The organism is Rhodovibrio salinarum DSM 9154, from assembly GCF_000515255.1.
Classification (GTDB): domain Bacteria; phylum Pseudomonadota; class Alphaproteobacteria; order Kiloniellales; family Rhodovibrionaceae; genus Rhodovibrio; species Rhodovibrio salinarum.
In genome coordinates, this window is sequence record NZ_KI911559.1 from 342,522 (window position 1) to 367,309 (window position 24,788).

29 protein-coding genes and 1 pseudogene are annotated in these 24,788 nt (G+C 67.5%); 6 read left to right on the forward strand and 24 right to left on the reverse strand.

The genetic code is table 11. The features are described 5' to 3' along the window. From RHOSA_RS0101560 to RHOSA_RS19725, 8 genes are all read right to left on the reverse strand, one after another. Nucleotides 1–1,386 carry an adenylate/guanylate cyclase domain-containing protein gene (locus RHOSA_RS0101560; protein ID WP_081728369.1) on the reverse strand — a complete coding sequence of 462 codons (1,386 nt, stop codon included), beginning with the start codon at nucleotides 1,384–1,386 and terminating at the stop codon, nucleotides 1–3. Between the two features lie 92 nt (nucleotides 1,387–1,478). Further along, nucleotides 1,479–1,835: a hypothetical protein gene (locus tag RHOSA_RS0101565; RefSeq protein ID WP_027287306.1), complete on the reverse strand. Its 357-nt coding sequence runs from the start codon at nucleotides 1,833–1,835 to the stop codon at nucleotides 1,479–1,481. Nucleotides 1,836–1,924: 89 nt separating this feature from the next. Beyond that, nucleotides 1,925–3,133 carry an argininosuccinate synthase gene (locus tag RHOSA_RS0101570; RefSeq protein WP_027287307.1) on the reverse strand — a complete coding sequence of 403 codons (1,209 nt, stop codon included), beginning with the start codon at nucleotides 3,131–3,133 and terminating at the stop codon, nucleotides 1,925–1,927. A 140-nt stretch (nucleotides 3,134–3,273) separates the two neighbouring features. Next, on the reverse strand, nucleotides 3,274–3,495 hold the full coding sequence (locus tag RHOSA_RS19710) for a hypothetical protein (RefSeq protein ID WP_037255497.1): 222 nt from the start codon (nucleotides 3,493–3,495) through the stop codon (nucleotides 3,274–3,276). A 5-nt stretch (nucleotides 3,496–3,500) separates the two neighbouring features. Beyond that, a complete protein-coding gene (locus tag RHOSA_RS19715; RefSeq protein ID WP_037255500.1) occupies nucleotides 3,501–3,806 on the reverse strand; it encodes a hypothetical protein in 306 nt (101 codons plus the stop codon). Between the two features lie 9 nt (nucleotides 3,807–3,815). After that, nucleotides 3,816–5,000, reverse strand: coding sequence for a dual-specificity RNA methyltransferase RlmN (gene rlmN, locus RHOSA_RS19720; RefSeq protein ID WP_051432394.1), 1,185 nt, complete (start codon nucleotides 4,998–5,000; stop codon nucleotides 3,816–3,818). Between the two features lie 138 nt (nucleotides 5,001–5,138). Beyond that, nucleotides 5,139–5,678: an invasion associated locus B family protein gene (locus RHOSA_RS0101590; protein ID WP_027287308.1), complete on the reverse strand. Its 540-nt coding sequence runs from the start codon at nucleotides 5,676–5,678 to the stop codon at nucleotides 5,139–5,141. Nucleotides 5,679–5,799: 121 nt separating this feature from the next. Next, nucleotides 5,800–6,450, reverse strand: coding sequence for an RNA methyltransferase (locus tag RHOSA_RS19725; RefSeq protein ID WP_081728889.1), 651 nt, complete (start codon nucleotides 6,448–6,450; stop codon nucleotides 5,800–5,802). A gap of 118 nt (nucleotides 6,451–6,568) precedes the next feature. Between RHOSA_RS19725 and RHOSA_RS19730 the strand changes: the two are divergent. The 4 genes and pseudogenes from RHOSA_RS19730 to RHOSA_RS0101615 form a co-directional block, all read left to right on the forward strand. Next, nucleotides 6,569–7,303, forward strand: a pseudogene (locus tag RHOSA_RS19730) (asparaginase); the annotation flags it as partial. A 91-nt stretch (nucleotides 7,304–7,394) separates the two neighbouring features. After that, nucleotides 7,395–7,625 carry an asparaginase gene (locus tag RHOSA_RS25855; RefSeq protein WP_027287309.1) on the forward strand — a complete coding sequence of 77 codons (231 nt, stop codon included), beginning with the start codon at nucleotides 7,395–7,397 and terminating at the stop codon, nucleotides 7,623–7,625. Between the two features lie 18 nt (nucleotides 7,626–7,643). After that, entirely contained in the window at nucleotides 7,644–8,630 is a 987-nt protein-coding gene (locus tag RHOSA_RS0101610) for an NADPH:quinone oxidoreductase family protein (protein WP_027287310.1), read from the forward strand. 3 nt (nucleotides 8,631–8,633) lie between these two features. Then, nucleotides 8,634–9,890 carry a class I SAM-dependent methyltransferase gene (locus tag RHOSA_RS0101615; RefSeq protein ID WP_027287311.1) on the forward strand — a complete coding sequence of 419 codons (1,257 nt, stop codon included), beginning with the start codon at nucleotides 8,634–8,636 and terminating at the stop codon, nucleotides 9,888–9,890. A 174-nt stretch (nucleotides 9,891–10,064) separates the two neighbouring features. Here RHOSA_RS0101615 and RHOSA_RS0101620 read toward each other — a convergent pair whose 3' ends face one another. The 9 genes from RHOSA_RS0101620 to hisB form a co-directional block, all read right to left on the reverse strand. Beyond that, nucleotides 10,065–10,289, reverse strand: coding sequence for a hypothetical protein (locus RHOSA_RS0101620; protein ID WP_156092461.1), 225 nt, complete (start codon nucleotides 10,287–10,289; stop codon nucleotides 10,065–10,067). A 252-nt stretch (nucleotides 10,290–10,541) separates the two neighbouring features. Continuing rightward, nucleotides 10,542–11,738 carry a pyridoxal phosphate-dependent aminotransferase gene (locus RHOSA_RS0101625; RefSeq protein WP_037255503.1) on the reverse strand — a complete coding sequence of 399 codons (1,197 nt, stop codon included), beginning with the start codon at nucleotides 11,736–11,738 and terminating at the stop codon, nucleotides 10,542–10,544. Between the two features lie 208 nt (nucleotides 11,739–11,946). After that, nucleotides 11,947–12,315 (reverse strand): histidine triad nucleotide-binding protein, encoded by a 369-nt coding sequence (locus tag RHOSA_RS0101630; protein ID WP_027287314.1) that lies wholly within the window; start codon nucleotides 12,313–12,315, stop codon nucleotides 11,947–11,949. Between the two features lie 38 nt (nucleotides 12,316–12,353). Further along, entirely contained in the window at nucleotides 12,354–12,692 is a 339-nt protein-coding gene (locus RHOSA_RS0101635) for a phosphoribosyl-ATP diphosphatase (protein WP_027287315.1), read from the reverse strand. A 35-nt stretch (nucleotides 12,693–12,727) separates the two neighbouring features. Further along, complete coding sequence (gene hisF / locus RHOSA_RS0101640) at nucleotides 12,728–13,510, reverse strand: imidazole glycerol phosphate synthase subunit HisF (protein WP_027287316.1); 783 nt, start codon at nucleotides 13,508–13,510, stop codon at nucleotides 12,728–12,730. Between the two features lie 4 nt (nucleotides 13,511–13,514). Then, nucleotides 13,515–14,249 carry a 1-(5-phosphoribosyl)-5-[(5-phosphoribosylamino)methylideneamino]imidazole-4-carboxamide isomerase gene (gene hisA, locus RHOSA_RS0101645; protein WP_027287317.1) on the reverse strand — a complete coding sequence of 245 codons (735 nt, stop codon included), beginning with the start codon at nucleotides 14,247–14,249 and terminating at the stop codon, nucleotides 13,515–13,517. Next, a complete protein-coding gene (locus RHOSA_RS0101650; RefSeq protein WP_027287318.1) occupies nucleotides 14,249–14,824 on the reverse strand; it encodes a GNAT family N-acetyltransferase in 576 nt (191 codons plus the stop codon). The genes hisA and RHOSA_RS0101650 overlap by 1 nt, the downstream gene beginning before the upstream one ends. Continuing rightward, on the reverse strand, nucleotides 14,821–15,474 hold the full coding sequence (hisH, locus tag RHOSA_RS0101655; RefSeq protein ID WP_027287319.1) for an imidazole glycerol phosphate synthase subunit HisH: 654 nt from the start codon (nucleotides 15,472–15,474) through the stop codon (nucleotides 14,821–14,823). The genes RHOSA_RS0101650 and hisH overlap by 4 nt, the downstream gene beginning before the upstream one ends. A gap of 66 nt (nucleotides 15,475–15,540) precedes the next feature. Then, entirely contained in the window at nucleotides 15,541–16,128 is a 588-nt protein-coding gene (gene hisB / locus RHOSA_RS0101660; RefSeq protein WP_027287320.1) for an imidazoleglycerol-phosphate dehydratase HisB, read from the reverse strand. Between the two features lie 211 nt (nucleotides 16,129–16,339). On the opposite strand from hisB, the gene hslV reads away from it, so the two are divergent. Both hslV and hslU read left to right on the forward strand, forming a co-directional pair. After that, a complete protein-coding gene (gene hslV / locus RHOSA_RS0101665; RefSeq protein ID WP_027287321.1) occupies nucleotides 16,340–16,909 on the forward strand; it encodes an ATP-dependent protease subunit HslV in 570 nt (189 codons plus the stop codon). Continuing rightward, entirely contained in the window at nucleotides 16,899–18,305 is a 1,407-nt protein-coding gene (gene hslU / locus RHOSA_RS0101670; protein WP_081728372.1) for an ATP-dependent protease ATPase subunit HslU, read from the forward strand. Before hslV ends, hslU begins: the two co-directional genes overlap by 11 nt. 205 nt (nucleotides 18,306–18,510) lie before the next feature. Here the strand turns inward: hslU and RHOSA_RS19735 are convergent, their stop codons facing one another. From RHOSA_RS19735 to mltA, 7 genes are all read right to left on the reverse strand, one after another. Next, a complete protein-coding gene (locus RHOSA_RS19735) occupies nucleotides 18,511–18,936 on the reverse strand; it encodes a helix-turn-helix domain-containing protein (RefSeq protein WP_081728373.1) in 426 nt (141 codons plus the stop codon). Between the two features lie 227 nt (nucleotides 18,937–19,163). After that, nucleotides 19,164–19,655 carry a GFA family protein gene (locus tag RHOSA_RS0101680; protein ID WP_037255507.1) on the reverse strand — a complete coding sequence of 164 codons (492 nt, stop codon included), beginning with the start codon at nucleotides 19,653–19,655 and terminating at the stop codon, nucleotides 19,164–19,166. A gap of 52 nt (nucleotides 19,656–19,707) precedes the next feature. Next, a complete protein-coding gene (locus RHOSA_RS0101685) occupies nucleotides 19,708–20,352 on the reverse strand; it encodes a Smr/MutS family protein (protein WP_027287324.1) in 645 nt (214 codons plus the stop codon). After that, nucleotides 20,339–21,082 carry a LutC/YkgG family protein gene (locus tag RHOSA_RS0101690; RefSeq protein WP_027287325.1) on the reverse strand — a complete coding sequence of 248 codons (744 nt, stop codon included), beginning with the start codon at nucleotides 21,080–21,082 and terminating at the stop codon, nucleotides 20,339–20,341. The genes RHOSA_RS0101685 and RHOSA_RS0101690 overlap by 14 nt, the downstream gene beginning before the upstream one ends. Then, entirely contained in the window at nucleotides 21,079–22,539 is a 1,461-nt protein-coding gene (locus RHOSA_RS0101695; RefSeq protein WP_027287326.1) for a LutB/LldF family L-lactate oxidation iron-sulfur protein, read from the reverse strand. The genes RHOSA_RS0101690 and RHOSA_RS0101695 overlap by 4 nt, the downstream gene beginning before the upstream one ends. A 3-nt stretch (nucleotides 22,540–22,542) precedes the next feature. Next, the gene (locus tag RHOSA_RS19740; protein WP_051431693.1) at nucleotides 22,543–23,391 is read right to left on the reverse strand and encodes a (Fe-S)-binding protein; all 849 of its coding nucleotides are present in this window, start codon (nucleotides 23,389–23,391) and stop codon (nucleotides 22,543–22,545) included. Nucleotides 23,392–23,546: 155 nt separating this feature from the next. Continuing rightward, on the reverse strand, nucleotides 23,547–24,764 hold the full coding sequence (gene mltA, locus RHOSA_RS19745; RefSeq protein WP_037255510.1) for a murein transglycosylase A: 1,218 nt from the start codon (nucleotides 24,762–24,764) through the stop codon (nucleotides 23,547–23,549). Nucleotides 24,765–24,788: the final 24 nt, after the last annotated feature.

Below are 24,788 nucleotides of genomic sequence, written 5' to 3' on the forward strand. Positions count from 1 at the left end.
TTACGCCAGCCGCACGACGTCGACCGGCTGGCCCACCCCCTCGATCCTGGCGCCTGGCAGCTCCTGGATCGGCGCGGCCGGGCGGTAGCCCTGCTGACAAGCGGTGTCGTAGGCGTGGCGGGTCACAAGCGCCCGGCTGCCAAGCGCTGCGTTGTGTTTCTCCAGCTTGGCGGACAGGTTCACCGCCTCCCCGATCACGGTGTACTCCAGACGGTCCGTCTCCCCGACCGCGCCGAACACCACACGCCCGCAGGCCACCGCCGCGTTGACCGGCACGCAGGGGCGCCCCCCGGCCGCCAACCGCGCTTGCCAGGCGCGCGCCGCAACCATGATCTCCTCGACCGCACGCAGGGCATCGGCGGCGTAGCTGTCGGTGCTCGCGGAGGCGCCGAAGGTCGCCATGATGCCATCGCCCAGGAACTTGTCGATCGAGCCGCCGTGCTTGCGCACGATCGGCACCATTTCCGCCTGATAGTCCGCCAGCAGGCGCATCACCGCATCCGGCGCGACCTGCTGGGCCAGCGGGGTAAAGCCCCGCAGGTCAAGGTTCAGGATCGCGGCATCGCGCGATTCGCCCGCCCCGACGCCGATCTCCTCGGATTGTACGATCCGATCGGCGACCTCCGGCGAGAAGAAGCGGGACAGGTCGTTCGCCGCCGTGCTTTCGGCGACGCTGGAGACCAGCAGCTTACGCGCGCGCACGATGGCGAGCGCCAGAATACCGGTCACCGTCAAGATCGAGATGATCTTGTCGAACTCCGCGCCCAGCAGCACCGCGTTGGAGGTCAGGTAGGTCACGTAGTTCCGGGTGATCATCGGGTCTTCCGGATTGACCGTGACCACATAGATCACCAGCACCGCCCATCCGGCCGCCGCCGCCAGCCCGGCGGTCAGCACGAACCGCGCCTCGAACCGAAGCGCGCGCAAGGCGATGAAGATGAAGACGTAGAGCAGCGTCGGCGACTTCAGATAGAAGCTCGCCGGCTGTTCGTACTGCAGGTGGAACGACCAGATCAGGACGAACAGCAAGGCCATGTCGATCACGATCGACAGGTAGAGGAACCAGTCGCCAAGATGCGTGCGGTAGGAGGCGGCCAGCCGGATCAACGTGAAGCCGAGGTAGGCCGCCAGCGCGTAGGGCACCGGCTGGAAGGTATCGTGCGCTTCGAACGTTTTCGGCGACAGCCAGTAGAGCGCACCGAACACGGCGACCACAGCGAGCTGTACCCAGCCGACCAGCCGCTCGGTCGCATCCTGCTGCCGGGTAACCTGGCGGCGCACGCGTTCGGGCAGCCGGCCCCGCGTGGTGGTGTCGGCCACCAGCAGTTGACCCATCAGCCCAGGCCAACGTTCGACTGAGTGTGGCAATGGCGTCAGGTCGCTCATGCCCGCCAAAATACGCGTTCCCACGCCTCCTGGCGCGTCAGAACCGCGTGAGCCGGCCGTGAACAGCCTGAGTTGGCCGCCAGAGCCGTGCTCTACGCGGCACGCTGGGCCAACGCGCGGCGCATGATTCTTTGATAATAAGGCTGTGGGGCCAGGTATTTGGCGACGACGCGTCCACCGGCCACCTGCAGGACGGTGCCACTGGTGGGCACTTCGACCTCCTCGCCATCGACCTCCAGGCAGAAGGCGAAATGAAAGCGCTGTCGCGGCACCATGTCGCCGGTGAAGCCGTCGATCGTCACCGTCGTGTGGTCGAGCTGGACGACCGGATAGACTCTGCTGTCGATCCGCGCTCGGGCAACCGTGCCGGGTGCCGCGGCGTCTGCGCGGCCACCCGCATTCCGCGGCCGACTGGCGGATTTCGGCTTGAACAGGTTAAACGGCCACACGGCACACGCCTTCCCGCAATCCCATTGCGATAGCTTCCGGTGCGAAGCGTATGAGATTGTAGGTTAACGGTGGCTTAGCGCGCGAAGCGTTACTTCTGCCGGCCCGAAAGACGCAGGCGCAAGGCGTTCAGCTTGATGAAGCCCTCGGCGTCACGCTGGTCGTAGACCGTGTCCTCCTCGAAGGTCACGTGCTCTTGGCTGTACAGCGACTCCGGCGACCGGCGACCCTCGACGATGACGTTGCCTTTGTAGAGCTTGAGCCGGACCTGACCGGTGACGTGTTCCTGGCTCTTATCGATCAGGGCCTGCAGCATTTCGCGCTCCGGCGCCCACCAGAAACCATTGTAGATCAGCTTGGCGTAGCGCGGCATCAGCTCGTCCTTGAGGTGCGCGGCCTCGCGGTCGAGCGTGATCGATTCCATCGCCCGGTGGGCCGCCAGCAGGATCGTGCCGCCCGGCGTCTCGTAGACACCGCGCGACTTCATGCCGACGAAGCGGTTCTCCACGATATCCAGCCGACCGATGCCATTGTCCCCGGCCAGCTGGTTCAGCTTCGCCAGCAGATCGGCCGGCGACAGCTTCTGCCCATCGATCGCGACCGGGTCACCGCGCTCGAAGTCGATGGTGACGCGGGTCGGCTGGTCGGGCGCGTCTTCCGGGGCGGTCGTGCGGGTGTGCACGTATTCCGGCGCGGTCTCCCACGGGTCCTCCAGCACCTTGCCCTCGGCGGAGATGTGCAGAAGGTTGGCGTCGACCGAGAAGGGGGCCTCGCCGCGGTTGTCCTTGGCGATCGGGATCTGGTGCTTCTCGGCGAAGTCGAGCAGCTTGGTGCGGGAGTTCAGGTCCCACTCGCGCCAGGGGGCGATCACCTTGATGCCGGGCTCGAGCGCGTAGTAGCCGAGCTCGAAGCGGACCTGATCGTTGCCCTTGCCGGTCGCGCCGTGACAGACGGCGTCCGCCCCGGTCTCCCGCGCGATCTCGATCTGGCGCTTGGCGATCAGCGGCCGGGCGATCGAGGTGCCGAGCAAGTACTCGCCTTCGTAGACGGCGTTGGCGCGGAACATCGGGAAGACGAAGTCGCGCACGAACTCCTCGCGCAGATCGTCGACGTAGATGTTCTCGGGCTTGATGCCGAGCATCTCCGCCTTCCGGCGCGCGGGCTCCAGCTCCTCGCCCTGGCCCAGGTCGGCGGTGAAGGTCACCACCTCGCAGCCATAGGTCTCCTGCAGCCACTTCAGGATCACCGAGGTATCCAGGCCGCCGGAATAGGCCAGCACGACCTTCTTCACGTCGCTCATCGCCGCTTCTCGCGCTTGTCTTGGGTATGGCATCCGCCCGAGCGATCCGGGCGCGCGCGGAGTATAGGGATCAAGCGGTGTGGAGCAAGGAGCGTGGACAGAAGCATATCAGGATATGCCGTCGGGGGATGCGGAGGCACTCAGCCCTCTTCCGAACCGTCCATTCCGGCATCGGTCGGCGATTCGTCGTCCCGTGGCCAACGGATGAATGCCAGGAACCAGGCAGCCACCAGATAGGCCGGTGGGATCAGCGCGGTCAGCGCCCACAGCGGCGAGAAGCCGGTTTTGATCGCGATGCGCGCGTGCAACCAGACCAGTAGAACCGCGATCGCGATTTCCAGAATAAAGCTGCCGAACCCCATGGCGCTCAGGACTCCTGGGAGGGAAATACACCCTTGCCGGCGCGCCTGCTTTCGCCGTTTGGCCATTTCTGGAACGCCAGGATCGCCGCCGCAGCCGGCAGGCCAATGTAAGGCAGGAACACCAGCAGGCTGAACCAGGGACTGAGCCCGGCACGCCGATAGATCCGCCAGAACGGGTAGACCAGCAGTAGCGAAAAACCAAACGTGATGGCGATGCTGACAGTGGGGTCCATGCCCGGTGGACCCATCGGACCCTGGCCGGGGCCGCCCATGCCGCTGCCGGCACCGCTCTCCTGCGCCAGCGCTTCCATCGCGGTTATCTACTCAGCCGCCGGGGCGGATGCGGCGGTCCGCGCCGCGGCGTCGCGGACCGACTTCTTCTGCCGCTGGCTTTCCGAGCGCAGCTGGCCGCAGGCAGCCATGATGTCCTGACCGCGCGGGGTGCGCACGGGAGCGGACAGGTTCGCCTCGTACAGGATGTCGGAGAAGCGTTCGATCGCCTCCGGACTGGAGCACTCGAACTCCGTACCCGGCCAGGGATTGAACGGGATCAGGTTGACCTTGGCCGGGATGCCGTCGAGCAGCCGGACCAGTTGGCGCGCGTCCGCCGGGCTGTCGTTGACGCCATCGATCATGACGTACTCGAAGGTGATCCGGCGGGCGTTGTTCAGCCCGGGATAGGCCCGGCACGCCGCCATCAGCTGGTCGAGCGGGTACTTCTTGTTGAGCGGCACCAGGTAATCGCGCGTGGCATCGTCGACCGCGTGCAGCGAGACCGCCAGGTTCACCCCCAACTCCTCGCCGCATTTCTGCATCATCGGCACCACGCCGCTGGTCGACAGCGTGATCCGCCGGCGCGAAAAGCCCAGGCCGTCGCCATCCATCGCCATGCGGGTCATTTTGGCGACCGACTGATAATTGTACAGCGGTTCGCCCATGCCCATCAGCACGATGTTGGTCAGGCGCCGACCCTCCTTGGGCGTCGGCCACTCCTCCAACTCGTCGCGGGCCAGCATGATCTGACCCAGCATCTCGCCAGCGGAGAGGTTGCGCACCAACCGCTGGGTGCCGGTATGGCAGAAACGGCAGGTCAACGTACAGCCGACCTGGGAGGAGATGCACAGCGTGCCGCGATCCGCCTCGGGGATGAAGACCGCCTCGACCTCTTGCAGATCGGACAGGCGCAGCAGCCACTTGATCGTGCCGTCGTAGCTGACCTGCTTGTCCTTGACCATTGGCCGGTCCAGCGTCGCCACCTCCGGCAGCCGCGCGCGCAGACCCTTCGCCAGGGTGGTCATCTGGGCAAACTCGGTCGCCCCGCGGTGGTGGATCCAGTGGTAGAGCTGCTTAGCGCGGAACTTCGGCTCGCCCAGTTCTTGGACAAACGCCGCCAGCTCGTCGCGATCCATCTCGACGAGGTGCCGGCGTCGCGCCGCCGGCGTGCGGGGACCGGCCTGGAACGGGCCTTCGGTGGGCGGCTGATAGGCCGCATTGTGCGCCTGCATGTTCATGGCCGGTTAGATAACCTCGCAGCCCGCGCGGGACAAGGAAAAGGCCGGTCACGACACACGCAAGGGGCCGGGATTGCGGTAGGTCGGGTTGCTGACGCCCCGCCTTACCGCCCGCTCGCCAAACCGTCGCCGTCAGTTGGCGTTACAGGACTTGTTGACCGTGTTGTGCGCGGCCGTAAAGCCGAGCAGGGAGTAGGTGTCCGTCGTCTCGGTACCGCGCGTGGACACGCCCTTGACGATCATCGTGCGTCCGGCACGCATCGCCTGCACCAGGGCCCGGTCGGTCTCCTTGTCCGGCGCCCACGCCGTGTCCTTGTGCGTGAACAGGGTGAAGCCTTTGCCGTCGATCGAGACGTTGACCCGGCTATCCTCCTTGAAGGGGTAGCCGATCACGAAGCTGACCACGTTGAAGGTATTCTGGCCCGGGCGGTGCGTCACCATGGCGTAGACTTCGCCACGCTGGGTGTAGTCGCCTTCTTCTTCCTGCGGCTGACTGGCCATATAGCAGACCTTGTTGCCGTCCTCCTGGAAGGTGAAGGCGCGCCAATCCTCGAACTGGCCCAGGCTCTTGATGTCCTGCGCCTGGGCGGGACCGGCGGCGAACAGCGGCAGGGCAACGGCCACCGCCGCAGCGGCGGTCGCGAGACAGGTCATCAACCGATGGAGGTTCATCCCGTTCCTCTGTGGCGTTGTCATCTTAAAGCGTGCTTGTCGAGTACGCTGGCCCTCGACCCCCGGCCAGCGCGTATTCTGGTGTCGTCGCCCGGGCGCCCGCGCCGCCCAGCCGTGCGTATCATCCCTGATAGCCCCCGGCCCCGCCGGGCCGTGATCCCGCCCCGCCGGGATCGCTCGAAGCGTGCGCCGGTTGGGCGGGGCGTGTCGAGTCGTCGTTGTCGCCAGGCGCGTGATCGGCAGACCCGCGCTGGCCGATCGGCGGTGCGTGGCCACCGGACTGGGCCATCTGCTCGGGCATCCCGCGCAGGCTGACCGGCCGGCGCGCATAGCGCCCCAGCGAGATCACCCGGTCGTACATCACGATCGCCCCCGCGGTCCCGACGTTCACGCAGAACTTTGTCGGAATCTTGACCACGGCATCACACCGTTCCTGCATCTCCGGGCTCAGGCTGCCACGCTCGCGTCCCAGGACGTAAGCGGCCATCGACGGATGCTTGAAGCTCGGCAGCTCGACCGACTCCTCCGTGAACTCAATCCCGATCAGCCGGCAGCCGCGCGGCAGCAGCAGCGCATCCGGCTGATCGAACACGTACAGCGGCACGTGCTCGGTCGACGCCGAAGTGTCGGACTGCGCGACCTCGCGGGCGTTGAAGGCGGCGTTGACGGTGAAAAAGAACGACGCGCCGAAGGCGTGCGCGGAACGCATCAGGTTGCCCAGGTTCATGGGCTTGCTGATCCCTTCGACGCCGATCCCGAAATACCCTCGCATGGCGTCGGCACCTTGCATGCCCCCACCCCCCAAGGCAAGGTGATTCGCGGTTTGCTGCCGAGTCTTCCGGTATCGCCGGATCGCCCGTTCTCCCATCCATTTCGGGGCTACCGCTCCCATGCCGCTCGACGCGTCCGTTTCGCCCGAAGCCAACCCGGTGCTGGTGGAAGTCACCCGGGGCGGCGTGGTGGAAAGCCGGCATCGCGGCGCGTTCGCGGTCGTCGACACGCACGGTCACGTGGTGCTGTCCGCCGGGCAGGTCGACGCGCCGGTCTTCCCGCGCTCCACGATCAAGCCGATCCAGGCGCTGGCGCTGCTCGAAAGCGGCGCGGCCAACGCCTATGGACTGAGCGAGGCGGAGCTCGCGCTCGCCTGCGCCAGTCACAACGGCGAGCGGGATCACGTGGACACCGTAACCGCCTGGCTGGCTCGCCTGGGACTGGGCGCGGGCGACCTGGAATGCGGCGGCCATGCGCCCAAGCACACCGCAAGCGCACAGACGTTGAGCCGGGCCGGGCAAGGCTGGGACGCCCGACACGACAACTGCTCCGGCAAGCACGCGGGCTTCCTTACCCTCGCCAAGCATCTGGGGGCGCCGACACGCGGCTACATCGACTTCACCCACCCGGTGCAGCAGCGTGTGCTCGGGGTGCTGGAACAGATGACGGGCCTGGACGACCTGACCGGGCAGCCGCGCGGGATCGACGGTTGCGGCATCCCCACGATCGCCCTGCCGCTCGGCAACCTGGCGCTCGCGCTCGCCCGGTTCGGCGACCCGGACGACCAACCGGACCGTCGGCAGGCCGCCTGCCGACGGCTGCTGCAAGCGGTCGCGGCGCAGCCGCGGATGATCGCTGGCACCGATCGAGTTGACAGCGCGACCGCCGCGGCGTTGGGAAGACGCTGCCTGGCGAAGACGGGAGCGGAAGGCGTGTGCGGAAGGCGTGTACGGTGCAGCGCTGCCGGAACTGGGCCTCGGCCTGGCGCTCAAGATCGACGACGGCGCCGGCCGCGCGGCAGAGGTCGCGCTGCTACGCCTGCTCCAGCGACTGCAGCTGCTCGACGGGCCGGCGGGGGAAGCGCTGGCCGACTACGCCCAGCCGGTCATCACCGCCCGCGATGGCCGCCCGGTCGGCCAGATCCGACCGGTCGCCGAATTTCCCGGGATTAGCTAACCAGAGGAACCGCATGCCATGCGCCGGATCGCGTGCCACGAACACGGGCAGCTCGACCGCCTGACGCTCGAGACCGACGCCCCGGTGCCCGAGCCGGGAGCGAACGAGGTGGCAATCGACGTCGCCGCCGCGGGCTTGAACTATGCCGACACGCTGATGGTCGCCGGCAGCTACCAGGCCACGCCGGAGCTGCCGTTCGCGCCGGGCCTGGAGGTGGCTGGCACCGTACGCGCGCTCGGCCAAGGGGTCACGGGGCTTGCGGTCGGGCAGCGGGTGCTCGCGATCCTGGATTCCGGCGGCTTCACCGAGGTGGCGATTGCGCAGGCAACCGACGTCTTCCCGATCCCCGACACGATGGACATGGCGACCGCCGCCGGCTTTCCGATCGCTTACGGTACCGCCCACGGGGCGCTGGTCTGGCGCGCGCAGCTCAAGCGCGGGGAGACGCTGCTGGTGCACGGGGCGGCCGGGGGCGCCGGCCTGGCGGCGGTCGAGGTCGGCAAGGCGCTGGGCGCGCAGGTGATCGCGACCGCCGGCGGACCGGAGAAAACGGCGATCGCCGCCGAGCACGGCGCGGACGCCACGATCGACTACCGCAGCCAGGACATCCGCGCGACGGTCAAGGAGCTGACGGACGGGCAGGGGGCCGACGTCGTGTTCGACCCGGTCGGCGGCGAGGTGTTCGAGGCCTCGATGCGCTGCATCGCCTGGTGCGGGCGGATCGTGGTGATTGGATTCGCCAGCGGAACGGTGCCGCAGCCCAAGGCCAACCACCTGCTGGTCAAAAACGTCAGCGTCATGGGCTTCTACTGGGGCAGCTACCGCACCCGCGCACCCGAACTGATGCGCCGACAGTTCGAGGACCTGTTCGCCTGGGCCGGCTCGGGGTCTCTGCACCCGCTGATCTCGCGGAGCTACCCGCTGGCGGAGGCGGGGCAGGCGCTAAGCGACCTCAAGGCCCGCAAGGCGACCGGCAAGCTGGTGCTGCAGGTCGGCGAAAGCTGAGCGATGGCCGACCACTCCGACGACCCCGTGCAGCTTCAATACGAGCAGTTCCCCTATCCCCACCGTGATCCCGCCGACGAAGCGACCCGGCTGGTCACTGGCTCGCCCAGCCATCTGGCAGAGATCCGACACTACCTCTACGCCGGCCAATTGGATGTCACACGCGGCTTCCGGGCGCTGATCGCGGGCGGCGGGACCGGCGACGCCGCGATCATGCTGGCCCAGCAGTTGGCCGATGCCGGCGGCGGGGAGGTCGTCTACCTCGACATGTCCACGGCCGCGCGGGCCATCGCGGAGGCGCGGGCGCAGGCACGCGGACTGACCAACATCACCTTCGTCACCGGCAGCCTGACGGACGTCGCGGCGCTCGATCTCGGTCGGTTCGACTACATCGACTGCTGCGGCGTGCTGCATCACCTGGAGGACCCGCCAGCGGGCATGCGGGCGCTGGCGCAGGCGTTGCGCGCCGACGTGGCGACGGTCGGCGGCGGGATGGGCGTGATGGTCTACGCGCCCTATGGGCGCACCGGCGTCTACCCGATGCAGCAGATGCTGGCGCAACTGGCCGGCGACCGTCCGCTCACCGACCAGATCGCGACCGTCCGACGGCTGTGGGACCAACTTCCGGCGAGCAACTGGCTGCGCCGCAACCCGTTCGTCGGGGATCACAAACGCAGCGACGCGGAGCTGGTCGACCTGCTGCTGCATGCCCGCGACCGCAGCTACACGGTGCCCGAGTTCGCCGAACTGCTAAGCACCGGCGGCCTGCGCCCGGCGGCGTTCCTGGAGCCGGCGCGCTACGATCCGGCGACCTACCTGAACGATCCCAAGTTGCTGCAGCCGCTAGGCACGGCTGGATTGGTCGACCGCGCAGCCTTCGCCGAGCGGCTGACGGGCGCGATGAAGAAGCACATCGCCTACGTCGTGCCGGCAGACGCCAGCGATCCCGTCGCCCAACTCGACGACGGCGCGGTCCCGATGATGCCGGGCAGCGATCCGGCCGCACTCGTCGGCCAACTGGGCGGCGCATCGCCGAAGCTGACGATCACGCTGGATGGACAGAAACGCAGTTTCCCGCTGCCGCGCCTGACCGCGCCAATCCTGCGCCAGGCCGATGGCACGCGGGCCGTGGGCGAGATCGTCGACAGGCTATGCAATGCCGACCGGGGCCTGAACCCGGAAACCGCCCGCCGGCAGATCGGCGAACTGTACGCGGTCCTGAACGGGTTGAACCTGATGCTTTTATCACGTTCCATCTAAGCCCTGAGCGAATGGCAGCCAGCTATCGCTCAATAAAAAAACACCGCCGGAAGGCCCGGAAAGGGGGGATAATTCCGGGCACCGGCGGTGTAGAGGCCCAACAGGGAGGACTGAATGGCAGGGCTCGTGTAGCCCTGAAGGACGGGTCGTGTGGCGCGCCCGCCCAGGCGCTGGTTAGCCGCGACGGCTGGTCGCCATCGTCCGCAGCACGTTGTCCACCGCGCTGCCGACGGTGCCGCCGAAGGCCACGTCGTGCAGCACCGTGTTGGTTTGCCGTGCCGCCGTCGTGCGGCGCTCGAACCGCTTGCCGCCGGCCAGGCTGTTGCGCAGGCGCTTGAATGCGCCTGTGTGGCTGGACTGTTTCAGGTGATCGCGTGTGATTGCTGTCCGGGTCGTCATCTTTGCGCTGCCCATATCGCCGAGGGTTGAACGAAACGTCGTCCACGGCTGGCGGCGCTTGCCTTGCGTCGTCGCCGTTCACCCAAATATTTGGAGGCGGATGTTTCACACGTCCAATGTCCGGTGACTCCCGCCGCCATGCGCACTGTGCATGCGTTGGAAACCGCAGTTTTCTTAGGGTTCTACAAGCTTTGGGATCGTTGCACAGGCTCAGCGCAACAGCCTACGCATAGCATGTTTCACGGCCGACGCCTAATCGTCCAAAAGCGACGCCAAGCGGTCCATCGCGGCCGAAAGACGGTCGGTCGAGGAGGCGAAGCACAGGCGCAGATGCCCTTCGCCCGCCGCCCCGAACGCGCTGCCGGGGGCAAGGCCGACACCGGTGCGCTCCAGCACCTCCTGCGCGTAGGCCAGGCTGTCGGTGACGCCTTCCACCTTGAAGAAGGCGTAGAACGCGCCTTCGGGCCGCGCCAACATCACCCGGCGCATCGCACCGAGGCGCTGCACGACGAGTTCGCGTCCCGCGGCACAGCGCTGGATCATTTCGTTCGCGAAATCTTCCCCGTCGCGGAGTGCGGTGAGCGCACCGGCCTGCAGGAACGCCGGCGCGCCGGACGTGTTGAACTCGATCAGCGAATCGAACACGGGCGCGAGCGATGGGGGATGCACCAGCCAGGCCAGCCGCCAGCCCGTCATCGCCCAGGTCTTGGAGAAGGAATTGACCACGATCACCGGGTCTTCGGGATCGATCAGCGGCAGCACGCTGGGCGCGCTCGCCGGCTGCGGCCGGTCGTAGACGAAGCGGTGATAGACCTCGTCGGCGATCAGCCAGACGCCGTGCTTGCGGCACAGGTCGATCACCGCACGCAGATCGTCTTCCCGGGCGGTCCAGCCGGTCGGGTTGGATGGGCTCGCCATGAAGATCGCGCGCGTCTTCGGCCCGATCGCCGCCTGCAGGGCCTCGATATCGAGCGTGAAGCCGCCATCCGCGCGCTTGGCGAGCGGCACGTCGCGGATCACCCCGCCGTGGATCTGGGCCGCCGACAACGCGTTCGGCCAGACCGGGGTCAGGGCGATCATCTCGTCGCCCGCGCGCAGGATCGCCTGCAGGATCAGCTGGATGCCGTTCATGCCGGCACTGGTGAGCGACAGGCGGTCATGCCCGGGCCGCACGCCGTGCAATCGGCCGTGATAGGCGTCGAGCGCGTCCAGCAGCTCCGGCCAACCGCGCTTGTGGGTATAGAAGGTGTGGCCATCGCGCAGCGCCCTCGCGGCGGCGTCGCAGATGACCTGCGGGGTGGTCAGGTCGCCCTCGCCAACCCACAGCGGGATCAGGTCATCGCGCCCAAAGCCCTGCTGCCACAAGGCAATGATCTTCGACGGCTCCAGCTCGGCTACTTCCGGACGCAGCGGCAGGGGCGGCTGGGGCAGGGCGGACTCGCTCGACATGGCAGACAGGGCTCCCTTCAGACGGTGTCACGGACAACGCGCGGGAGCATCGATGGCCCTGCGGGCGATGGCAAGCATGGGCTGCGTGGAAACCGATAGCCGCCGGACATCCTTCGACCCCGCTGGCTCGGCTGCCGGTCGGTAGCACACACGTAGACGCGGCACGTCAAAGAACGCCCACGAGGTATCGTAAATGCGTGGAACGAACCTAGCGGTTCGGCCGGATCATCACGCCTAGGTCGCAGCCAGCGAAGATGTGCAGGTGGAAGTGCGGCACTTCCTGGTGGGCGTCGCGCCCGCAGTTGGCGAGGATGCGGTAACCGTCCTGGGGCAGGCCCTTGTCGCGGGCGATCTTGCCGGCCGCGCGGAACAGTGCGGCGATCTCCGCGTCGCTGGCCTCACTGAAAAAGTCGTCGCTGGAGACGTACTGCCCCTTCGGGATCACCAGCACGTGGGTCGGCGTCTGCGGGTTGATGTCGTTGAAGGCCAGAACGTGGTCGTCCTCGTAGACCTTGTCGCAGGGAATCTCGCCGCGCAGGATTTTGGCGAACACGTTGTTGTCGTCGTAGCCGGCCATCGTCGTCGCTCCCTCGTCCGCTTCAGGTTTCCTGCGTTCTACGCCTGCTTCTTGCGCGCCATCTTTTCGGCGATACCGCTGGTGCCGAGGCGCGCCTCCAACGCCTGCCAGACCCGGTCGGGGTCGAGGCCACGCGCGGTCCAGAGCACCAGCAGGTGGTACAGCAGGTCGGCACTTTCGTTGGCGAGCGCGTCATTGTCGCCGCGCACGCCCTCGATCACCGTCTCGACCGCCTCCTCGCCAAGCTTCTTGGAGATCTTGTCCGGCCCGGCGTTGAGCAGCTTGGCCGTATAGGACCCCTCCGGGTCCGCACCCTGACGGCTCTGGACCACCTGGTAGAGCTCGTCCAGGACGTGGGTGTTGGCGCGTTCGGTCATCTGGGTGTTCGGCTCGCTTGGCCTGGGGTGAGTGGCTAGAAGACGTGCGGCGGACGCGCGGGCAGGCCAGCGTCCAGCAGTGCCTGTTTCGCTTCCGCAATGGTATGCTCGCCAAAGTGGAAGATCGAGGCTGCCAGAACGGCCGAGGCGCCGCCTTCCCGGATGCCCTGCACCAGGTGGTCGAGGCTGCCGACGCCGCCCGAGGCGATCACCGGGATGCCGACCGCATCCACGATCGCGCGGGTCAGGGGAATGTCGTAGCCCACCCGCGTCCCGTCGCGGTCCATCGAGGTCAGCAGCAGTTCGCCCGCACCCAGATCCTCCATCTTCTTAGCCCACGCCACCGCATCCAGGCCGGTTGCGTTGCGCCCGCCGTGGGTGAAGATCTCGAAACCGCTTGCGATCTCCGGATTGTCGGTCGCCTTGGCGTCGAGCGCGACCACGATGCACTGGTCGCCGAACTTCTCCGCCGCCTCGCGCACGAACTCCGGCGTCTTCACCGCGGCGGTGTTGATCGACACCTTATCCGCGCCGGCCAGCAGCAGTTGGCGGATGTCATCCAACGTACGCACGCCACCCCCGACGGTGAGCGGCATGAAGCAGGCCTCCGCCGTGCGTCGGACGGCATCCAGCAGAATGCCGCGATCCTCGTGGCTGGCGGTGATGTCCAGGAAGGTTAGCTCGTCCGCGCCAGCGGCATCGTAAATCTTGGCCTGCTCGACCGGATCGCCGGCGTCACGCAGACCGACGAAGTTCACGCCCTTGACCACGCGGCCGTCCTTCACGTCCAGGCAGGGGATGATGCGGGCCTTCAGCATCGCCTCACGCCTCCTGCCGCGTCAGCTCGAGCGCGGCGCGCGGATCGATCCGCCCGTCGTAGAGCGCCCGGCCCAGGATCGCGCCCTGAACTCCGTCATTCTCCACCGCCATCAGCCGGCGGATATCCTCCAGGCCGGAAACGCCGCCGGACGCGATCACGGGGATGTCGACCGCGCGCGCCAGCTCGGCCGTTGCCGCGACGTTGACGCCCTCAAGCGCGCCGTCGCGCTCAATGTCGGTGTAGACGATGGCAGCCACGCCCGCGTCCTCGAACCGCTTCGCCAGCTCCGTGGCGGCGAGCTCGCTGGTTTCCGCCCAGCCCTCGGTCGCCACGCGACCGGCGCGCGCGTCAATCCCGACCACGATGCGACCCGGGAACGCGCGGCACGCTTCGGCCACCAAGTCCGGATTCTTGACCGCCACGGTGCCCAGGATCACCCGGGTGACGCCGCGCGCCAGCCAACGCTCGACCGTCGCCAGATCGCGGATACCGCCGCCGAGTTGCACCGGCAGGTCGTCAACCGCATCGACGATCCGCTCGACCGCGTCGGCGTTGACCGGCCGACCGGCGAACGCACCGTCCAGGTCGACCAGGTGCAGCCAGCGGAAACCGGCTGCCTTGAAGTCGGCCGCCTGGGCGCTCGGGTCCTCGTTGAACACGGTGGCCTGCGCCATATCGCCGCGCAGCAGCCTGACCGCCTGACCGCCCTTAAGGTCGATCGCCGGGAAGAGGTGCATCAGCCGATCCCCCCACTGCGGGGTGGGCGCCACTCTTCCAGCGGCTTGACGTAGTAATGGCCGCCGACCCACTGACCGTCGACCAGGGCGTAATAGGGGTTACTGCCCCAGCGGCGGTAGCCCATCGCCTCGTAAAGCTGGATCGCGCGGGTCTGGGTGTCACGCACGTCGAGCTGGACCGCCTTCAGACCGTGCTCGACGGCGCGCGCCTCGACCGCCTCGACCAGCCGGCGGGCCAGGCCATGGCCACGCGACCAGGGGGCCAGGAAGAAGGTGGTCAACTGACCGACGTAAGCCTGCGCCTCGTTGTTGCGCGGCGCCCGCTGCAGTTGGGCGGATCCGGCGATCACGCCGTCCAGCCGGGCGACGAACAGCTCGCGTTCCGGCACCAGCAGTACGCCGCGCCAATAGGACTCCATGACGTGGCGCTCCGGCGGATACAGCCAGCCAAAGCCGCCGCCGTGTTCGATTGCCGCCTCGGCCGCATCGCACAGGTCGTGCAAATCCGCGCCGATCAATTCGGTCATCAGCTCCACGGCCGTTGCCGGCGCGTGGGTTTCGGGCTTCTGGGTCATGGCATCCAGGTGAGGAAGTTCGTTAGCAGGCGCAAGCCGGTGGATTGTGACTTCTCGGGGTGGAACTGGGTGCCCACCAGATTGTCGCGGCCGATCACCGCGGTAACCGGTCCGCCGTAGTCGGTCGTCGCCAACACATGCGCGCGCTGGGATGCCTTGAAGGCGTAGGAGTGCACGAAATAGGCGTGCGCCTGCGCGCTTAGCCCGTCCAGCACGGGATGGCGCGGCTCCACGGGCTCCAGCGCATTCCAGCCCATGTGCGGGATCTTGAGCGCCGGGTCGGTCGGGCGCAGGGCATCGACCTCGCCCGGAATCCAGCCAAGACCCGGGGTCTCGCCATACTCCAACCCGCGGGTCGCCATCAGCTGCATGCCGACACAGATTCCCAGAAACGGCCGCCCCTGGTCGATCACGCGTTGATCAAGCGCTTCGACCACGCCATCGAGCGCGTTCAGCCCGCGCCAGCAGTCGCCGAACGCGCCGACGCCGGGCAGCACGATCCGGTCGGCCGCGGCGACGACCTCAGCCCGGTCGGTGACCTGGACGTCGGCACACAGACCGGCCTCGACGGCTGCGCGTTCCAGCGCCTTGGCGGCCGAACGCAGGTTGCCTGAGCCGTAATCGATCACGGCAAGGGTGGTGCGAGTCATCAGTTTCGCCTACGCAACAATATCCCACGCGCCCGCCCGCGAGCGGCGCATCGTTCGGGTCGGGCGCTACAACGCGCCCTTGGTGGAGGGCACCTGATCGGCCTTGCGCGGGTCGATCTCGACGGCCGCGCGCAGCGCCCGGGCCAGCGCCTTGAACGCGGATTCGGCGATATGATGGTTGTTGTCGCCGTACAGCGTCTCGACGTGCAGCGTGATCCCGGCGTTCTGGGCGAATGCCTGGAAGAACTCGCGGAACAGCTCGGTGTCGAAGTCGCCGACCTTGTCGCGGGAGAACACGACCTTCCAGACCAAATAGGCCCGGTTGGACAGATCGAGGGCGACGCGCGTTAACGTCTCGTCCATCGGTACCAGCGCATCGCCGTAACGCTGGATACCCTTGCGCTCGCCCAGCGCCTGCGCGACCGCCTGGCCGAGCGCGATGCCCGTATCCTCGGTGGTGTGGTGCGCGTCGATGTGCAAATCGCCCGTGGCCGCGATCTCTAGGTCGATCAGCGAATGGCGGGCCAACTGAGCCAGCATGTGGTCAAGGAAGCCCACGCCCGTCTCAACCTTGTAGTCGCCCTGGCCATCCAGGTTCACGCGGACCGCGACATTGGTCTCGCTGGTCTTCCGCTCGACGCGCCCTTCGCGCATGGCGTTCACGTCCTTCGTGGTGTGTTCCTGCTCTCCCCGCAAAGCGAGGGGAGAGGCCCCGCCGGCATAACGCGGTAGCGATGGCCCACGCCGATCTGCTGCGGGTTTTTCGAAAACGGCATTCAACCGCGCGGACTTGTAGCAGGAACGCTATGGGCTCGCCAGCATGGCGCGTCTTGAACGCGTCCAGGCGGTTCCTCATTTGTGGGGCATGACACAGGACGCGCAGGATTCCCAACAGCCCTGGCACGGCACGACGATCCTGTCGGTGCGCAAGGGCGACCAGGTGGTGATCGCCGGCGACGGGCAGGTCACCTTCGGCAACACGGTGATGAAGGCGAACGCCACCAAGGTGCGACCGCTCGGCTCGAAGGGCGATGTGATCGCCGGCTTCGCCGGGGCGACGGCGGACGCCTTCACCCTGTTCGAGCGGCTGGAAGCCAAGCTCGAGCAGCATCCAGGCCAGCTCAAGCGGGCCTGCGTCGAGCTTGCCAAGGATTGGCGCACCGACCGCTATCTGCGCCGGCTGGAGGCGATGATGGCCGTGGCCGACCCGCAGCATTCGCTGGTGCTGACCGGCACCGGTGATGTGCTCGACCCGCAGGATGGCCTGATCGGTATCGGCTCCGGCGGCCCCTATGCACTGGCGGCTGCGCGCGGCTTGCTCGACGTCGACGGCTATTCGGCCGAGGACATCGCGCGCAAGGCGATGAAGATCGCCGGCGACATCTGCATCTACACCAACGACGCCATTACGATCGAGAAGCTCGATGCCCGCTGACAGCGACACACAACCCAACACCCACGGCGGCGACGGCACCCAGGCGAGCGGCCCGAAAGCCGCCCAGCAGGCCAAGCGCAAGACCGGCGACGCCGCCTTCACCCCGCGCGAGATCGTTTCCGAACTGGACCGCTATATCGTCGGTCAGGCGGAGGCCAAGCGGTCGGTGTCGATCGCCCTGCGCAACCGCTGGCGCCGTCAGCAGCTCCCCGACGAGCTGCGCGAGGAGGTGCTGCCCAAGAACATCCTGATGATCGGCCCGACCGGCGTGGGCAAGACCGAGATCGCCCGCCGGCTGGCCAAGCTGGCGCGCGCGCCCTTCCTGAAGGTGGAGGCGACCAAGTTCACCGAAGTCGGCTACGTCGGCCGCGACGTCGAGCAGATCATCCGCGATCTGGTCGAAATCTCGATTTCGATGACCCGCGAGCGCCTGCGCAAGGAGGTTCAGGCGTCGGCCGAGCTGAACGCCGAGGAACGCGTGCTCGACGCCCTGGTCGGCCAGAACGCCCAGGGCGAGACGCGCACCAAGTTCCGCCGGATGCTGCGCGGCGGCGAACTGGACGACCGCGAGATCGACATCAGCGTCTCGGATTCCGGCGGCGGCATGCCGATGATGGACATCCCCGGCATGCAGGGCGGCCAGATGGGGATGATGAACCTGAACGATCTGTTCGGGAAAGCCTTCGGCCAGGGCAAGCAAAAGACCCGCAAGATGCGCGTCGCCGACGCGCTTGCCCAGGTGACCGAGGAGGAGGCGGACAACCTGCTGGATCAGGACAAGCTGTCTAGTCAGGCGATCCGCACGGTCGAGAACAACGGCATCGTCTTCCTGGACGAGATCGACAAGATCACCGCCGCGAGCCAGACCTCGGGCGACGTCAGCCGCGAGGGCGTGCAGCGCGACCTCCTGCCGTTGATCGAGGGCACGCAGGTCGCCACCAAGCACGGCACGGTGAAGACCGACCACATCCTGTTCATCGCCTCCGGCGCGTTCCATTACGCCAAGCCAAGCGACCTGCTGCCGGAGCTGCAGGGCCGCCTGCCGATCCGCGTCGAGCTGCAGGCGCTGCAGCGCGACGACTTCAAACGAATCCTGATGGAGCCGGAGAACAGCCTGATCCGGCAGTACCGCGCACTGCTGGAAACCGAGAACGTCACCCTGACTTTCCGGGAGGACGCGATCGACGCACTGGCCGACCTGGCGGCGGAGATCAACGCCAGCGTCGAGAACATCGGCGCGCGGCGCCTGCACACCGTGATGGAGCGGCTGCTGGACGAAGTCTCCTATACCGCCAGCGAGCGCAGCGGCGAGGAAGTCGTGATCGACGCCGACTACGTCCAGAAGCAGGTCGCCGGCCTGGCCAAGGACACCGACCTGTCGAAGTTCATCCTGTAGGGATCGGTTTGTCGACCGGCTACAGGCTGGGTTCGGTCAGGGGTGAAACACCCGGCAGCGTGGTTCGAGAAGCGGCGCCTCGATAAATTCGGGGCCGCTTCTCGCCATGCCGGTGCCATAACGACGACCCTTGCCCGAGGGCCCGTCTCACAAAGGCCACCGTAGCATCATCGTTCGCCTCGAATCCGGTTAGGCGAATAGAAGCTCACGCCGAGCGGCGGTCCTGGTCTAATTCCTCGGTATCGGCCGTCGTGGCCGCAACCCCGACACCGTCATTTGCGCGCGCCTGAAGCTCGGCCAGCATGCGATTGACCGTGACCTGATCCAAGCCGTGGATCTGCTCGGCCAAACGGTTGGCCAACTCGGTTGCCTCCGGGCTGAGGCCGCTGGTGTCGACTGTCACGCGCGGATGCGACAGATCGGCGAGGCGCTGCAGCTCCTCGGCATCGTCCCAGATGATGTTGAGCGCCTGACACACACGATGCACGAAGCGCCGGTTGGGCCGACCCCGATGGCCATGCTCCAGCGCCGAAAGATAGGCGGGCGAAACACTAAGATCGGCAGCCATTTGCTTCAGGGTCAGGCCGCGTTCGCCGCGGAGATCGCGCAAGCGCTGGCCAAATGGGGTCATGAGACCTCCCGTGGCATTTCCTTCGCGAGGTCAGGCGATGGAGATGCGAGTCGATCCCCGAAGCTCGCGTGGAGCGCCTTTCCCCGGCTCTATATACAAACGTGACCCGAGGAAAGCCGGCGATCAACCGCCTGATGCTAGGGCCATTTTGTGGACCGGTGGCGTCACACCCGCGGGCTCGGTACCTCCCGGAAACGCTGCCCCGGGACGACGTATTGGCGGTGTCGTCAGTCCTCTTGATAGAGGCCGCTGCGCCGGTGCCATTCCTCGATCGACAGGTCGGGATAGTCGCCGTAGAGCATGTCCTCCGGCGTATCCTCGACCTCCACCCACACGGCCTTGTCCATCAAGCGGATGTGCGTGCGGGCCGGCGGGGTCGGCAGCGGCGTGTCGATCGCGCTGGCGAAGGGGTGTACGAGGCGCGGCTCGCTCGGCTCATAAACAAATAGATAGCTGGCGCAGTGCCGACAGAAATGCCGTTCGGTCGTGCTCGGCTGGTCGCCATGCGGTTCGGTACCGCGAGCGTGGTAGACCTGGACGTGTTCACGCCCCTCGATCTCCAGCGTATGCGCGTCAGCCGCCAGGTTGATGGCATACCCCCCGCCGCCCTGGGTCTTGCGGCAGATCGAGCAGTAGCAGCGCTGGTAGGGTTGCGGCGTGTGCGAGACGACGCTGAAGCGCACCGCCTGGCAGTGGCACGAACCTTCAAGCTTGGGCATGGATTGATCTCCTGTGATCCCAAGACGAACCAAACAAAGAAGAGCGCGTTGTCTACCCCCGCTTGCGCTTGAGCAGAACGTACAGCGCGCCGCCACCGCCGTGTTTGGGTTGGGCCTCGTTGACCGCCACGATCCGTTCGCGCAACGGCGACATGTTGAGCCACTTGGGCACTTCCTGCTTGAGCACACCAACCCCGCCGGAAAAGGTGCCCTTGCCGGTGATCACCAGCACGCACCGCTGGCCCCGGTCGGCGGCGGAGAGCACGAAATTGGTGAGCGCATCCTGCGCGGCCGCGCGGGTCATGCCGTGCAGGTCGATCCGCCCGTCGATCTCCAGCCGGCCGCGTTTCAGGCGGTCGGCGGTACGCCGGTCGACGCCGTGCAGACGGCCCGGCGTAACACCGGGATCGGCCGGTTTCTTCGGCTGGATCGGCGGTGTCGGCTGCGGGCGGGGTGGAGCAGGTTTCGGTTGGCCCGACGACCCTGGAGCGGCCTTGTTGGCACGATGCTTCGACGGGTCGGTCTGGGGATCGCTTGGACCCGAGTCAGGTTCGGGCACGTCCACCGGCGCGCGCTTGCTATGGCGCAACGGCGTGGCATCGCGCATCACCTGCTGCCAGAGGTCACGCTCCGCCCGGCTGGCGACGCGTTCGCGCCGCTTGCGCCCGCGCCCGTGAGCTCCATCATCCCCGCTCATCGCCTCCGAACTCCGCGTCCGCCGCACCGACGACCAGCACATGCAGGTTCATCGGCCCGTGCGCGCCCAGTTGCAGCGTTTGTTCGATGTCGGCGGTGCGCGAGGGACCCGTGATCAGGTTGACCGTACGCGGCCAATGATCGGCCCAGGCCCCGTTGCCCTGTCTGCCCAGCCGCGCGCGCAGGCGATCCCAGGCGTCCTCGAAGGTGCCCAGTACTTCCGCCGCCCGGACCACGACGACGTGCGTGGCGGGCAGGAAGTTCAGGGTGGTCGGGCTGGTTTCGCGGGAATAGAGCAACAGCGTGCCGGTTTCCGCCACCCCAGCGAAGCTGCGGGAGACACCCATGTCAGTATCGCTTTCACCACGGCCCTGGTCGACCTGCAGCAGCGGGGCCGAGCCCTGCCAGTCCAACCCGGTCAGGTCGGGATGCGGCGCCAGCCGGGCCTGCGCAGCCTCGTTGCGCCCCTGCAGGTACGACAGCACGGCCGACGGCACCTCGGCCATCGTTTCCAGGCGCTGGGTCGTGGCCGCGGCTTCCTCCGCCATCTGCTGGAACAGCTGAACGATCTCTTCCCGGCCCAGTTGACCACGCGCCGGGACGGGCCCGCGCGGTGGGCTGGCGGTGCGCCGCTGCACGGCGTCCAGCCGTTCGCCGGTCAAGGGACCGCGCTTGAGCGACCGCCGGATCGCGGTGAGCACACGCGCGCGCTGGTCGTTGGTCGCGGTCATGCGCTCGGCCGTCCCTTTGCCACGGGCTGGTCCTTGGCCTGCGCGCGCTGGCGTTCCGCCCAGAGCTGCTGAAAGGTCTTGCCCTCGGGGGTGGGGAAGTCCCGGTGCCGGGTCCAGCCGCCGGCCAGCGGCAGCCAGCCGAAGCGACCCTTCTTCCGCCCGATCAGATGCAGCGTCTTCGCCTGCAAGCGCGTGGCGAGCTGATACAACGTCGGCCGGCGCGCCAATCCTGCCCACAGCTTCAAGCCAGTGCGCGCGGGTAGCGGCTGCAGGTGGCGCTCGTACTCCCGCTCGCGCCAGTGGCGCATCATCTTGGGCAGCGGGATGTGCATCGGACAGACCGACTGGCAGCGCCCGCAGAAGGTGGAGGCGTTGGGCAGATGCCCGGCCTCGTTCACCCCGATCAGGCTGGGCGTCAGCACCGCGCCCATCGGCCCCGGATAGGTCCAGCCGTACGCGTGGCCGCCGACCGCGTGATAGACCGGACAGTGGTTCATGCAGGCCCCGCAACGGATGCAGCGCAGCATGTCCTGGAACTCGGTACCCAGCATCGCCGAACGGCCGTTGTCGAGCAGGATGACGTGGAATTCCTCCGGCCCGTCGAGATCCCCCGTGCGCTTCGGTCCGGCGGAAAAGGTGGTGTAGACCGTCTGCTCCTGACCGGTCGCCGAGCGGGCGAGGACGCGCATGATCGTGGTCGCGTCCTCCAGCGTCGGGACGATCTTCTCCAGGCTGGCGATCACCACGTGCACGCGCGGCAGAGCCTGGGTCAGGTCGCCGTTGCCCTCGTTGGTGACGATCACGCTCGCACCCGTCTCGGCGACCAGGAAGTTCGCACCGGTGATGCCGAGATCGGCGTCCAGGTAGCGCTGGCGCAGCACCGCGCGCGCCTCGTTCACCAGCTGGCGCGCCTCCGACAGGGCGCGGTCGGGCGGGAATTGCAGATGGTACTTGCGGAAGTCCGCCTCGACCTGATCGCGGTTCAGGTGCACGGCCGGGGCGATGATGTGGCTGGGCGGCTCGCCGCGCAGTTGGATGATGTATTCGCCCAGATCCGTCTCGACCGGCACGATCTCGTGGCTTTCCAGGAAGTCGTTGAGGCCGATCTCCTCGGCCACCATCGACTTGCCCTTGGTCACCGTCTTCGCGCCCCGCCGGCGGCAGATGTCGAGCACATGCTGGCGCGCGTCCGCCGCCGTCGGCGCCCAGTGCACCTGGCCGCCTTGGGCGGTCACGCGCTCCTCGAACGTCTCCAGGTAGAAGTCCAGGTGCTCGAGCGTGTGGTCCTTGATCTCCTTGGCGTGATCGCGCAGCTGGTCGAACTCCGGCAACCGGTCGACCGCCTTCTGACGCTTGACGATGAAGCCCTGCTTCATGTTGCCGAGCGCACGCTGCAGCTGTGCGTTGTCGAGCGCGCGCGTCGCGTTCTCCTTGAACGCGTGGGAGGTCGGCTGCATCGCTCAGCCCTCCTTTTGGGCGGCCGCGGAGTCGAGTTCGGCCGGGCTTTCGCCCGGCGCTTCGCCGATCGGCGGGGTGTCATCGGCCATGTCGGCCAGCACCTCGGCGACGTGGCGCACATGCACATCCGCACCGCGTCGCTGCAGCTTGCCGGCAATGTTCATCAGACAGCCCAGTTCGCCCGCCAGCAGCGTGTCCGCACCGGTCGCCTCGACCGACTGTGCCTTGCTGTCGACCATCTGGTTGGAAATCTCGGGATACTTGACGCAGAAGGTGCCGCCGAAGCCGCAGCAGACCTCCGGGTCGCCCAGCTCCGCGATCTCCAGTCCGGCGACCGAGGACAAGAGCGTGCGCGCCTGACCCTTCAGCCCCAGTTCGCGCAGGCCGGCGCAGGCGTCGTGGTAGGTGACCTTGCCCTCGAAGTTGGCGTCGACCGCGTCGACGCCCATCACGTCGACCAGGAACTGCAGCAGCTCGTAGGTGCGCGAGGCGAGATCCTCGGCATCCCGCGCCAGATCGGGGTCCGCCTCGAACAGCTCGCCGTAGTGGGTGGCGATCATGCCACCGCAGGACCCCGAGGGAACGACCACGTAATCGTAGCCGCGGAACGCCTCGATGACCTGCCGGGCGATCAGCTTAGCGTCCTGGCGATCGCCGGCGTTGAACGCCGGCTGACCGCAGCAGGTCTGCGCCTTCGGTACCTCGACGGTGCAGCCCGCGTCCTCCAGCAGCTTCACGGACGCGAAGCCGACGCTGGGCCGGACGACATCCACCAGACAGGTGACGAACAGCCCGACCCGCGGGTTCTGCACCGGCGCGTCCGCGCCGTTCCCGGATGCCTGCACGGCCATGCACTTCCTCCCCATAGACCGGCGACAAAATGGCCTTGGCGCCGGGATAAGGCAAGCCGCGCGGCCAGCAGCTACTACGAGCGCATGTTTCACGTTAAACACCGGGGGGGGCGTAGCGGGGCGGCACCGCGAGCCCCCATTGGCGTGGTCCGGCGCTAACTCTCCGCCCGCCGCGCGGCCACGCTCTCCGGCAACAGCAGGTAATAGCGTCCGCGCTGCTTCATCCGGCCGGCCTTGGCCAGCGCCGGCTCGCCGGAGCCCCAGAAGAAGTCCCCGCGGACCGGCCCCTTGATCGCGCTGCCAATGTCCTGAGCCACCATCAGCCGCTGCAGCGGCTGCTTGCTGACCGGGTGCGTGGTGTCCAGGAACACCGGCGCCCCCAGCGGCATGAACGCGGGATCGACCGCGAGCGAGCGTTCGGGCGTGAGCGGCACCCCCTGGGCGCCGATCGGGCCGGGGGCGTCGACCTTGCGGAAGAAGATGAAGCGCGGGTTCTTGCGCATCAGCGCCTCGGCCTTGTCGGGATGCGCGCGCAGCCAGTCGCGGATGCCCTGCATCGACATATCCTGGCCCTCCATCTCGCCCGAGCGGATCAGCGCGCGGCCGATGGCGAAGAAATCATGGCCGTTGTTGGCCGCGTAGCCGACGCGCTGTGTCGTGCCGTCGGGCAGCTTGACCACGCCGGAGCCCTGGACATGCAGGAAGAAGACGTCGACCGGGTCGTCGGCGTAGAACAAGGGCAAGCCGTTGCGCTTCCGGAACGCACCGTCCCAGATCTCCGCCCGGGTGTAGTAGGGAACCAGGCGCTGATCCGCGACCCGGCCGACGATCCGGGTCGGCTTCAGATCGGCGCGGAACTTGGCGATGTCGGCGGTAATCAGATCATCCGGCTTGGCATAGATCGGGTGCTGGTAAGGTCCGCGCTGTTCCCGCGCGGCGTCCAGGCTGGCCTCGTAATAGCCGGTAAACAGCCCCTCGGGTCCGTCCGCACCCTCCGCGGCGAAGGGAACGAAGTGGCGTTCCAAGACCGCGCGGACGGCCGTGCTGTCGTGCGCGGAGACATCGTCGAGCGCTGCGCAGGGCGCCTGCCAGTCGGCCACGGTGCCGGCACGCCCCTCCGGCCCCACCGGCGCGTCGTCCGAGCGCTGCAACAGTTTGTCGCAGGAACGCTTCAGCGCGGGCAGGGCCGCGGCCATGCGGTCGTCCTGCCAACCGGGCAGGTCGGCGAAGGTGACCCGGGCGAGCAGCAACCGCTGCGCAGTCGCTTTTTCCGGGGCTTCCTTGGGCGCTTCACCACAGGCCGCAAGCGTGGCGGCACATAATACGAGCGCGGCCGTGGTTCGGACCGCGCTCGTTAAAAGCTGGAGTCGCATGATCTTAAGACGTCCCGTCGCCGC